The following is an 11,775-nucleotide window of genomic DNA, read 5'->3' as shown; positions in this document are numbered from 1 at the left end:
GCTGTTCGGGTGACTGCGGCGCGACGTTCCCTCCTGCTCGCCGCGGTCGTCGCAGCCGCGGCGATCGTCTGCGCGTCGTGTGCGGCGACCCCCACCGCGAAGCCGTCGCCGACCTCGTCGCCCTCGGTCACGATGACCCCGACGCCCGATGCGACAGGTCTCTCGCCGGCCGAGCAGGCCGTCTCGTCGATGTCGCTGCGGGAGCGCGCGGCGAGCGTCGTGATGGGGCACATTCCGACGACGGATGCCGCGGCCCTGCGCTCGTACATGGAATCCACCGATGCCGGTGGCTTCCTGCTCATGGGCGCGAACATCCCCGCGGACGGGGCGGCGCTCGAGGCGATCACCGCATCGCTCACTGTCGACCCCGCGCACCCGCCGCTCATCGCCATCGACCAGGAGGGCGGCGACGTGTCACGGCTGCCGTGGGACGATCTTCCGTCGCCGCTGGAGCTGCAGCAGGCCGATCCCGCCACGGTGGAGGCCGCGTACGCGGGGCGCTCGGCGCTGGTGCGCCAGGCGGGCATCCCGGTCAACTTCGGCATCGTGGCGGACGTCACGGCCGACCCCGACTCCTTCATCCATCGTCGCATCCTCGGCACGACACCCGACATCGCGGCCGCCCACGTGGCCGCCGCGGTGAACGGCGAGAAGGGGAAGGTCTTCTCCACGCTCAAGCATTTCCCCGGCCACGGCGCGGCACCCGGCGACTCCCACTCTTCGATCCCGTCGACCGCGATGCCGCTCGATCAGTGGCGCGCCACCGACGCCCTCCCGTTCCAGGCGGGAGTCGACGCCGGCGCCGAGCTTCTCATGTTCGGCCATCTCGCGTACACCGCCGTCGATCCGGCGCCCGCGAGCCTGTCGCCCGAATGGCACCGGATCGCGCGCGATGAACTGGGCTTCGAGGGCGTGACGATCACCGACGACCTGGGCATGCTGCAGAGCTCCGGCCTCCCCGAGTACGCCGACCCCGTGGCGAATGCCGTCAACGCCCTCGCGGCCGGCAACGACATGCTGCTGACGGTGGTCTCGTCGACGCCCGAGACGGCTCCGCAGATCGTCGACGGCATCGTCGCCGCGGTGGAGTCGGGCGCGGTCCCGGCCGAGCGTCTGGAGGAGGCGGCGACGCGCGTGATGGAGCTTCGGCTCGCCGTCGCCGAGGCCGCAGGCGGAGAACTGCCGTGCACCACGTGCACGGATCCGGTCGAGTGAGTCAGGCGCCCGCGATCTCGATGAGTCGGGCCCGGAGGAGCTGTCCGCGCTCGGCGAAGCCGCGCTGCGCGCGGACATAAGCCGCCTTGCCCCCCGCGGTCTCGATCGGGACGGGCGCGTAGCCCCAGTCCGCGAGATCGTACGGCGACGCCCGCATGTCGAGGACGCGGATGTCGCGGGCGAGCTCGAACGCGTCGAGCATCACCTCGCCCGGCACGAGAGGACCGAGCTTGACCGCCCACTTGTACAGGTCCATGCCGGCATGGAGGCAGCCGGGTTGCTCGAGCGCGGACTGGGTCTCGCGCGTGGGTACGTCGCGGTTGCGCGGAACGGCGTCGGGCGTGAAGAACCGGAATGCGTCGAAGTGCGTGCACCGGAGATCGTGAGCCTCGACCACCGCGTCGGTCGCGTCCTGCCCCAGTCGGAGCGGAACGGGATGCCGGTGCTCCGGCTGCCGGTACACCATGGCCCACTCGTGCAGACCGAAGCACCCGAAGCCGGGGGTGCGGCCGGCCGTGGCCCGGAGGATCCGCCCCACGTTCGCCACGAGCGCGCCCCGCGCGGCGCGGAAACCTTCACCGTCGACGGCGAGGGCGCCGGGCACGCTGCCGGGCCGGTACCAGCGCCATTCGGCGCGGGCGTCGGAGGCGGCATCCGCCAACTCGAGGCCCTCACCGGGATGCCAGCGGTGCAGGACAGCCGGCTTGTACGAGTAGTAGGTGAAGAGGAAGTCCTCGACTGGGTGCTTCTCACCGCGCGCGGCCCGGGCGCGGTGCGCGGCCGTGAGTTCTCGCGCGCGCTCGTCGTGCGCCGCCTCGCGCTCGCGCCACACGCCGCCGGCGAGCACCGGGGTTTCAGGGGGCGCGATCGTCACCGTTCGAGGATACGCGGGCGCGCCCCGGCGAGCGCTGGGTGCGGGTCAGACCTCGACGGGCTCGATGAGTTCAGGGGAATTGTTGCGTACGTTGCCGACGTCCTTCGACACCTCGTGGTCGTCGAGGGTGTCGGCGAGGGCGGGAGCCGCGTCGATCGCCGCGTCGAGCACATCGCGCACGTTGTCGGTGGTCGGGTCGAGCCAGGCATCGGCATGGTCGGGGTCGAGGAACAGCGGCATGCGGTCGTGGATCGAGCCGAGGTGGCCGATCGAGTCGCGGGTGAGGATCGTGAAGCTCAGGAGCCAGCGCTCGGGGTCGTCGTCGCCTTTGGTCTTGTCGCGCCACCACTCGTACAGCCCGGCGAGGAACAGCGGCCCGCCGTCGGCGGGATGGATGTAGTGGGGGATCTTGGTGCCGTCGACGTTCTTCCACTCGTAGTAGCCCGACACGGGCACCACCGCGCGGCGCTTCTCGAGAGCGCTGCGGAACATGGGCTTGTCTTCGAGTTCCTCCGCCCGGGCGTTGAACGCCCGCGCACCGATCTTGGTGTCTTTCGCCCACGAAGGGATCAGTCCCCAGCGGGCGGCCTCGAGCCGGCGGGTCGGCGGCTCGGTCTTCGCCGAGTCGAGCACGATCGCGGCGCTGGCGGTCGGTGCCACGTTGAAGGACGGAGCCGGGAGATCGTCACCCTCGACGTCGACGCGCAGCACCCCGACCAGATCGGAGCCGGCGCTGGCCACTACGAAGCGTCCGCACATGGCGCCAGCCTACGCGGGGCTACCGACATCGGTGCCGTGGGGACCGGTCAGCCCTCGAGTGCGCCGGCGGCACCGAGCACGCCGACATCCTCCAGCCGCTCGAGCAGGCCGGCGCCGTCGCTGTCGCTCACCCACGGCACCTCGGCGGCCGCGTGGTCGTTGACGGCGGTGCGGCCGCCGGCGAGGACCGCCTCCGCGGGGGAGAGGCGGCGGATGGCGACGGCCACGACCCGTGACGGGTGCTCGTCGGTGAAGGTCGTGTAGATCGCGTCGTCGTGCTGGCCGTCGTCGCCGATGAGGAGCCACCGCATGTGGGGGAACTCCTCGGCGAGGCGGCGGAGGTTGGAGAGCTTGTGCGCCTTGCCGCTGCGGAACCAGCGGTCGTGGGTGGGACCCCAGTCGGTGAGCAGCAGTGCACCCGGCGGGAAGACGTGGCGGCTGAGGAACCGCATGAGGGTGGGGGCGATGTTCCACGCACCGGTCGAGAGGTAGATGAGCGGGGCGCCGGGGTTCTCTCGCACGACACGCTCCATCAGCACCGCCATGCCGGGGACCGGCTGGCGGGCGTGCTCGTTCACCACGAACGAGTTCCACGCCGCGAGGAGCGGGCGGGGGATGGCCGTGACCATGACGGTGTCGTCGACGTCCGACACGATGCCGAACTTCACATCCGGCGCGACGATGTACGCCCGTGTCTCGACCGGCGTTCCGCCCTCCACCGACACCGTGAAGGTCTGCCACCCGGGCTCGAGGTCCGCCGGGAGCCTGGTGTCGATCACACCGCCCCGATCGGCGACGACCTCGTGGTCGAGGCCCGCGATCGTCACCGTGACCTGCGCGTACCCGATGGGGACGGCCGCGAAGCTGCGCCAGCCGCGCACTCCGGCGTACTCGCCGGTGGTCGTCTGCTTCGCCGGCGGGACGATCATCACGCGGCCGAGGACGCGCACCCAACCGGGGCCTCCGTAGCCGGGGAAAGGCGTGACGGTGGGCGTCTGGCCCCGACGGCGCGCGCGCCGCTCGCGCCATGAGTGGAACCGGTACTCCAGGCGTGCGAGCCACAGGACCTTCGCGCGCACATGCTGAGGATCGGTGTGGGGCACCCCTTCAGTCTTTCATGTCCGCCACGGGGGACTCGTCAGTGCCGTCGTGCTCGAGGTGCTTGCGCTCAGCCCGCTCGATGACCTTCTTGCTGACGAAGACGAGCACCAGGAACAGCACGATGACGCCCACGAAGATGTAGCCCGCGTAGTGGAGCTGGTCCGCGAGCTCACGGTACGTGCCCGCGGCGACGGCCGCGACCGAGATGTAGAGCGTCGACCAGATCACGCACGCCGGGATCGTCCATGCGAGGAACCGCCGATACGGGTAGCCGCTCATCCCTACGGTGAGCGGCACGAGCGAGTGCAGCACCGGCAGGAAGCGCGAGATGAAGATCGCGGGCCCGCCGCGACGCCGCAGGTATCTCTCCGAGCGCGCCCAGTTCTCGTCTCCGATACGGCGCCCGAGCTTGGAGTGCTGGATGCGCGGGCCGAGGTAGCGTCCGAGCCAGAAGCCGATGCTCTCGCCGATGAGGGCGCCGATGACCACCGCGATCCCGAGGATCACGCCCTCCAGCACGGACGAGACGGCGGTTCCGGCGACGATCACCACAGTGTCGCCGGGAACCACGAGCCCGATCAGCACGCTGGTCTCGAGCATGATCGCGAATCCGGCGAGGAGCGTCCTGACGATCGGGTCGACGCTCTGCACGGCGTCGAGCAGCCACGTCAGGAACTCGTTCACGCCACGAGCCTAGAGCTCTGCGCATCCCTCTAACCTGGGAAGATGACGGAGCCCCTCGCCGCCGCGGACGTCGAGCACTGGGTGGATCCGGCATCCGTCTTCAGCGCCGTCTTCGCGGACGAGCCGCACTCCTTCTGGCTCGATGCCGGACCCGACGCGCGTGAGGGATGGAGCTGGATGGGCGCGGGGTCTCCGGACGACCCGGCGCAGGTGAAGGCGACGACCTGCACGGCCGCCACTGCTGCCGATGACGAGAGCCCGTTGCGCGGCGGCTGGGTGGGCTGGACCGGCTACGACGACGCAGCGGCGCGCGCGGGCGCGCCTGCGTCCCGCGAGGCGGACGGAGTCCCGCAGGACCTGTGGCTGCGGGTGGAACGTCTCGTCGCATTCGACCACGCGCGTCAGAGCGTCCGCGTGTACGGCTCCGCGACGGACGTCGATGAGCTCGCCACTGCAGTCACCGCGGTGACCGGCGAGCCCGTCCTGCCCTCAACAGCCGGCCGCGACACCGTCGCCCGCGCCCGCCACCGCCCCGACGAGTACGCCGCCCTCATCGAACGCTGTCGCGACGCGATCCGCGAGGGCGACGCGTACCAGCTGTGCCTGACGACGCGCTTCGAAGTCGAGGCATCCGTCGATCCCGTCGCGGTCTATGCCCGCCTCCGGGCGGCCACGCCCGCGCCCCACGGGGGATTCATCCGCTCGGGCGACACCGCTCTGCTCAGCGCGAGCCCGGAGCAGTTCCTCCACGTCGAGGGTGCACCCGACGGCAGTGCGGTCGTGCACACGCGGCCGATCAAGGGCACCCGGCCGCGCGGCGCGGACGCCGGGGAGGACGCCGCGCTGGCCGCGGAACTGCGCGCGAGCGAGAAGGAGCGCGCCGAGAACGTCATGATCGTCGACCTCATGCGCAACGACCTCTCGCGCGTCTGCGTCGCCGGCACCGTGGGCGTTGACGCGCTTCTCGAGGTCGAGTCGTACCCCGCGGTGCATCAGCTCGTGAGCACCGTGTCGGGCACGCTCGCGACCGGCGCGACCCTCGACGATCTGCTGGCGGCGACATTCCCGGCGGGCTCGATGACGGGGGCGCCGAAGCTGTCTGCGATGACCATCCTGCACGGCCTGGAGGGTGCCCCGCGCGGTGTGTTCTCGGGCTGCTTCGGCTGGATCGGCGACGACGGCGCGCTCGATCTCGCGATGGTGATCCGCTCGATCGTCGTCAGGCCCGACCACGCGTACGTGGGTGCCGGCGGCGGCATCACGTGGCGATCGGATGCCGCGGCCGAGGTCGCCGAAGTCGGGATCAAGGCGCGCGGGCCGCTTGCCGCGCTGGGCGCCGCATTGCCGCCGGGCTGGTGAACCGCCCGTTCCGCTAACCTGGAAGACGCGCTTCGCGCGCTGCGCGCGCTTTCCGGCTTCCATGATTGGCACTTTCCACGTGAGTCAGACCGAAACCCCCGACACCTCTGCGCCCACAGAGGGCTATGACGCCTACTCGATCCAGCAGAAGTGGCAGGCGCGCTGGGCCGAGGCCGACCCGTTCCGCGCCGGCGGCGCCGACGACACGCGCCCCCGCAAGTACGTGCTCGGCATGTTCCCGTACCCCTCCGGCGACCTCCACATGGGCCACGCCGAGAGCTACGCCTACGTCGACATCGTCGCGCGGTTCTGGCGTCACCGCGGCTACAACGTCCTCAACCCGATCGGGTGGGACTCGTTCGGCCTGCCCGCCGAGAATGCGGCGATCCAGCGCGGGGCCGACCCGCGCGAGTGGACCTACGCGAACATCGAGCAGCACAAGAAGAGCTTCCGCGAGTACGGCTCGTCGTACGACTGGAGCCGCATCCTCCACACGAGCGACCCCGAGTACTACCACTGGAACCAGTGGCTGTTCCAGCGCCTCTACGAGCGCGGCCTGGCCTACCGCAAGGAGAGCCCGGTCAACTGGTGCCCCAACGACCAGACCGTGCTCGCCAACGAGCAGGTCGTCGACGGCCACTGCGAGCGCTGCGGCGCCGAGGTGATCAAGAAGAAGCTCACACAGTGGTACTTCAAGATCACCGAGTACGCCGACCGGCTGCTCGACGACCTCAACCAGCTCGAGGGCTTCTGGCCGCAGAAGGTCATCCGCATGCAGCGGAACTGGATCGGCCGCTCGGTGGGTGCCGACATCGACTTCGAGATCGAGGGCCGCGCCGAGAAGGTCACCGTCTTCTCGACCCGACCCGATACCCTCCACGGCGCGACCTTCATGGTCGTCGCCCCCGACAGCGACCTGGCAGCCGAGCTCGCCGCCGGCTCGTCGGCCGACGTGCGCATGCGCTTCCAGGACTACCTCGAGAGCGTGCAGCGCGAGACCGAGATCGAGCGCCAGAGCACCGATCGCCCGAAGACCGGCGTGTTCCTGGACCGCTTCGCCGTCAACCCCGTCAACGGGGAGCGCCTGCCCATCTGGGCCGCGGACTACGTGCTGGCCGACTACGGCCACGGCGCCGTCATGGCCGTGCCCGCACACGACCAGCGCGACCTCGACTTCGCGCGGGCGTTCGATCTGCCCGTCAAGGTCGTCGTCGACACCACGGCGCCGATCACGGGCGCGATCCCGGTCATCGAGCTGGACGACGAGGGTGTGCCGATCGATCCGGGCCCCCTCGAGACGCTGTCCGAGCTCGACCCCGCGACGACCGGCATCGCGCTGACCGGCGAGGGACGCCTCATCAACTCGGGCTCGCTGGACGGACTCTCCAAGCGCAACGCCATCGCGCGCATCATCGAGCAGCTCGAGGCCGGCGGTACCGGGCGCGCCGCGAAGTCGTATCGCCTCCGCGACTGGCTCATCTCGCGCCAGCGGTTCTGGGGCACGCCGATCCCGATGATCCACACCGAGGACGGCCGTATCGTGCCCGTCCCCGAGGACCAGCTGCCGCTGCGCCTGCCCGACGCGCACGGACTCGACCTCGCCCCCAAGGGCACGTCGCCGCTCGGCGGCGCGACGGAGTGGATGAGGGCGACGGACCCCGAGACGGGCGACCCGGCGCTGCGCGACCCCGACACGATGGACACGTTCGTGGACAGCTCGTGGTACTTCCTGCGGTTCCTGGCGCCGAAGGACCCGAACGAGGCTTTCCCGTCGCGCGAGGCGGACCGCTGGGCCCCCGTCGACTCGTACATCGGCGGCGTCGAGCACGCGATCCTGCACCTGCTCTACGCGCGGTTCATCACCAAGGTCCTCTTCGACATGGGGCTCATCGATTTCACCGAGCCCTTCTCGAGCCTCATCAACCAGGGCATGGTGCTCCTCGACGGCTCGAAGATGTCGAAGTCGAAGGGCAACCTGGTCGAGTTCGCGTCGAGCATGGTCGATCCCGGCGCCGACGCGGTGCGCACCGCGATCGCGTTCGCCGGACCTGTCGAGGACGACATCAACTGGGAGGACGTGTCGACCACGGGTGCCCAGAAGTTCCTCGCCCGCGCCTGGCGGGTCGCCTCGGACGTCACGAGCGATCCCGACGTGGTGTGGGCCGAGGGCGACGTCTCGCTGCGGCGTGTGACCCACCGCCTGCTCGCGGACGCTCCGGGGCTCGTCGAGCAGACCAAGTTCAACGTCGTCGTGGCGCGCCTCATGGAGCTGGTGAACACGACGCGCAAGACCATCGACACCGGCGCCGGGCCCGCCGACCCCGCCGTCCGCGAGGCCGCTGAGGCCACGGCGATGATCCTCGACCTGTTCGCTCCGCACCTGGCGGAGGAGATGTGGGAGATCCTCGGGTACGACCGGTTCGTCGGCCTGGTGCCGTGGCGCACCGCCGACCCGACCCTCCTCGTCGAGGAGAGCGTCACCGCGGTCGTGCAGGTCGACGGCAAGGTGCGCGGCACCCTCCGGGTGCCCGCCCGCATCGACGCCGCAGAGCTCGAGCGACTCGCCCGCGCCGATGAGAAGGTCGTGCGCTCGCTCGCAGGACGCGAGATCACCCGGGTGGTCGTCCGCCCGCCGAAGGTCGTGAGCTTCAGCACGCACTGAGCCTCCTCCACAGGAGGACCGGGTCCCGGGGATATGCACATCCCCGGGACCCGCTGCGTCTGCGTCCCCTCCCGCCTCCTACCGTGGGTCCGTGACAGCCGGCGACCGTTCCGAGGGCGCGTCGTCCGACCGCCTCGCCGCGCGTCGCCGCCTCGGGGTCGGTGCCGTCGTCGTGCTCGTGATCGCCGCGCTGGCGATCACCGTCGGGATCGGCATCCTTCGGGCCGCGATCGCCCCTGTCGACGAGGTCGTCATCGACCAGACGCCCGCGGCCGCGGCGACGCCCGCATCCCGGCTCTACGTGCACGTCTCGGGAGCGGTGCGCACCCCCGGCCTCTACATGCTCCCGGCGGGCTCCCGCGTCGTCGATGCGATCGCGGCCGCCGGCGGGTTCGCCGATGACGCGGACCGCGACGCGGTCAACCTGGCGCGCACGCTCGACGACGGCGAACAGCTGCCGGTGCCGCGCGAAGGAGAGGCACCGCCGACCGCGGGGGCACCCGGACCCGCAGCACCGGCCGACACACGGGTCGATCTCAATACCGCGGACGCGACTGTCCTCGAGACGCTGCCACGCATCGGGCCGGCGCTGGCCGAGCGCATCATCGCGTGGCGCGACGACAACGGCGGGTTCACGAGCGTCGAGGATCTCCTCGCCGTCCCCGGCATCGGCGACAAGATGCTCGAGTCGCTGCGCGACCTCGTGACGGTGTGACGTGCGCCGCCGACTCGGGTTGCGGCTGGTACCGGTCGCGGCAGCATGCTGGGCGGTCGCCGCCGCCGCGATCCTGACTCCTGCGGCAGCGCCCTGGATGGCTCTGACCCTCTGGGTGCTCGTCCTCGGGCTGACGACGGCTGTGCTGGGCCTCAGCACACGCGAGGGCGTTCCGTCTCGCCACGGCGGCGCACGGACGCGATTCCGGATGCCTCGGCCCGCCGTGCGCCGTGCGCTCGTGGTCGTCGTGCTCGCGGGGGCGGCTTCTGCGGCAGCCGCGTCCCACGTCGCCCTGGCGCAGCCCGCCCGGACCGCCGTCGAGGATCTCGCCCTCACCGGCGGCCGGGCCGTCGACATCCGTGCGGACGTCATCGGCAAGATCGAGCGGCGCGCCGACGGCTCGCTCGCCTTCGATGCCCGGGCGTCGCATGTGCGGATCGGCGACGTGAAGCATCCGACGCCGGTCGAGATCACGGTGCGCGTCTCAGCGGAGGACGTCGACCGCCCCTGGCAGCTCGACGTCGGCTCCACCGTCGACGCCCGCGGCACGGCGAAGCCGGGGCGACCGGGGGAGCGGGCGGTGCTCGAGGTGTGGGCGTCGCGCGGGCTGGAGGTGGTGAAGGCCCCGAGCGGCTCCGCAGCCGTCGCCGGCGGGCTGCGCCGAGGGCTCGTCGCGGCGGTGCACGGTCTGCCCGGCGAGGGCGCAGGGCTCATCCCGGGGCTCGCGGTGGGCGACACGTCGGTCGTGTCGCCGTCGCTGGACGCGGCGATGAAGGAGTCCTCGCTGTCGCATCTCACCGCCGTGTCGGGCGCCAACTGCGCGCTGGTCGTGGGCATCGCGTTCGCCCTCGCCGCCGCGCTGGGCGCATCGCGGCGGTTCCGCGTCGCCTGCGGGGTCGCGGTCCTCGCCGGCTTCGTGATGCTGGTCACGCCGGAGCCGAGCGTCGTGCGCGCAGCCGCGATGGCCGCGATCGCGATGCTCGCCGTGCTGCTCGGCCGCGCCGGTGCGGGCATGGCCCTGCTGTCGGTCGCCGTCGCCCTGCTCCTCGTGCTGGATCCGTGGCTCGCGGCCTCGCTCGGATTCGCGCTCTCGGTCGTGGCAACGGGGTCGCTGCTGCTGTGGGCGCGCCCGCTGGCCACCGGCCTCGCCAGAGCAGTCCCGCGGCCGCTGGCACTCGCCCTCGCGGTGCCCCTCGCCGCCCAGCTCGCGTGCGGCCCGCTGCTGATCCTCATCGAGCCGACGGTGCCCGTCTACGGCGTGCTCGCGAACCTTCTCGCCGGACCCGCCGCACCGGCCGCGACCGTGCTGGGGCTCGCGGCGTGTCTCAGCGGACCGCTGCCGTGGCTGCAGTCGGGTCTCGCAGCGCTCGCCTGGCTGCCGGCATCGTGGATCGCCGCGACGGCGACGACCGCGTCGACGCTTCCGGCCGACGCGCTGCCCTGGCTGGAGGGCATCCCGGGCGCGGTGGCCCTCGCCGGGGTCGGCCTGTCGATCGGGCTCGCGATCGCGCTCGAGCGTGGCGGCTCGAGGGCTCGACGGGCCACACGCGGGATCGCGATCGTGGTCGTCGCGGTGCTCACCGGTGGCGGGCTCGGCGCCGCAGCCCTGACCACGCTCGCCGGCCGATGGACCCTCCCCGGCACCTGGGCGCTGCTCGCGTGCGACGTCGGCCAAGGAGATGCGGTCCTGCTCCGGTCGGAGGGCGCCGTCGCGCTGATCGACACCGGGCCCGACCCTGAAGCGCTCGCCGCCTGTCTCTCGCGAGCCGGCATCGATCGCATCGACCTGCTCGTCCTCACCCACTACGACCTCGACCACGTCGGCGGGCTCGACGCGGTGCGCGGTCGTATCGGCACGGTGCTCCACGGACCGGGCGATGCGAAGGGGCAATCAGCGATCGCATCGCTGACGGCGCGGGGAGCCCGGGCGACCGAGGCGTCGGCCGGCCTCAGCGGGTCGCTGGGAGGTGCACGGTGGCGGGTGCTCTGGCCCAAGGCCGGCAGCCGCGCCTTCCCGTCGGGCAACGACGCCAGCGTCGTGCTCGACGTCCGAGGCGGCGGCATCCCTCCGACACTCCTGCTCGGCGACCTCTCGGCCTCGCCGCAGCGGCTCCTGACGGCGTCGGGGGTGCTGGATCCGCCGTACGCGATCGTCAAGACGGCTCATCACGGCAGCGCCGATCAGCACGCAGAGCTCTACGCCGCCGCACGGCCGTCGATCGCGCTCGTCACAGTGGGCGCCGGCAACGACTACGGGCATCCGCGCGACGAGGCGCTCAAGATCCTCGCCGACGTCGACGCGACGATCGCACGCACCGACCGCGACGGCGCGATCGCGCTGTGGAGCGCCGAGGCCGGTTCCGTGGCGATCTGGCGCGACCGCGGCGGATGAGGAGAGGGCGGCCG

General features: G+C 71.7%; 9 protein-coding genes. 5 read left to right on the top strand and 4 right to left on the bottom strand.

Annotated elements, in window-relative coordinates; translation table 11 throughout:
- Positions 1-9: 9 nt before the first annotated feature.
- Entirely contained in the window at positions 10-1,215 is a 1,206-nt protein-coding gene (locus ASF40_RS06645; RefSeq protein ID WP_235560153.1) for a glycoside hydrolase family 3 N-terminal domain-containing protein, read from the top strand.
- Position 1,216: 1 nt separating this feature from the next.
- On the opposite strand, the gene ASF40_RS06640 is transcribed toward ASF40_RS06645, so the two are convergent.
- The 4 genes from ASF40_RS06640 to ASF40_RS06625 are packed head-to-tail and all read right to left on the bottom strand — an operon-like array spanning position 1,217 to position 4,633.
- Positions 1,217-2,089 carry a hypothetical protein gene (locus ASF40_RS06640; RefSeq protein WP_056367401.1) on the bottom strand — a complete coding sequence of 291 codons (873 nt, stop codon included), beginning with the start codon at positions 2,087-2,089 and terminating at the stop codon, positions 1,217-1,219.
- 45 nt (positions 2,090-2,134) lie between these two features.
- The gene (locus ASF40_RS06635; protein ID WP_056367400.1) at positions 2,135-2,848 is read right to left on the bottom strand and encodes an SOS response-associated peptidase; all 714 of its coding nucleotides are present in this window, start codon (positions 2,846-2,848) and stop codon (positions 2,135-2,137) included.
- Between the two features lie 47 nt (positions 2,849-2,895).
- Positions 2,896-3,951, bottom strand: a complete 1,056-nt coding sequence (locus ASF40_RS06630; RefSeq protein ID WP_056367399.1) for an App1 family protein — start codon at positions 3,949-3,951, stop codon at positions 2,896-2,898.
- Positions 3,952-3,955: 4 nt separating this feature from the next.
- Positions 3,956-4,633: a DedA family protein gene (locus tag ASF40_RS06625; RefSeq protein WP_056367398.1), complete on the bottom strand. Its 678-nt coding sequence runs from the start codon at positions 4,631-4,633 to the stop codon at positions 3,956-3,958.
- A gap of 42 nt (positions 4,634-4,675) precedes the next feature.
- Between ASF40_RS06625 and ASF40_RS06620 the strand changes: the two genes are divergently transcribed.
- From ASF40_RS06620 to ASF40_RS06605, 4 genes are all read left to right on the top strand, one after another.
- Positions 4,676-5,992 (top strand): anthranilate synthase component I family protein, encoded by a 1,317-nt coding sequence (locus tag ASF40_RS06620; RefSeq protein ID WP_056367397.1) that lies wholly within the window; start codon positions 4,676-4,678, stop codon positions 5,990-5,992.
- Positions 5,993-6,053: 61 nt separating this feature from the next.
- Positions 6,054-8,654 (top strand): leucine--tRNA ligase, encoded by a 2,601-nt coding sequence (gene leuS, locus ASF40_RS06615; RefSeq protein ID WP_157549472.1) that lies wholly within the window; start codon positions 6,054-6,056, stop codon positions 8,652-8,654.
- 91 nt (positions 8,655-8,745) lie between these two features.
- A complete protein-coding gene (locus tag ASF40_RS06610; protein ID WP_056367395.1) occupies positions 8,746-9,369 on the top strand; it encodes a ComEA family DNA-binding protein in 624 nt (207 codons plus the stop codon).
- A gap of 1 nt (position 9,370) precedes the next feature.
- Positions 9,371-11,761: a ComEC/Rec2 family competence protein gene (locus ASF40_RS06605; RefSeq protein ID WP_056367394.1), complete on the top strand. Its 2,391-nt coding sequence runs from the start codon at positions 9,371-9,373 to the stop codon at positions 11,759-11,761.
- The last annotated feature ends 14 nt before the right edge of the window (positions 11,762-11,775 follow it).

Source organism: Microbacterium sp. Leaf288 (assembly GCF_001422925.1).
GTDB lineage: Bacteria > Actinomycetota > Actinomycetes > Actinomycetales > Microbacteriaceae > Microbacterium.
The sequence above is the reverse complement of the archived record's forward strand: the minus strand, read 5'-3'. Positions and strand labels throughout refer to the sequence as shown.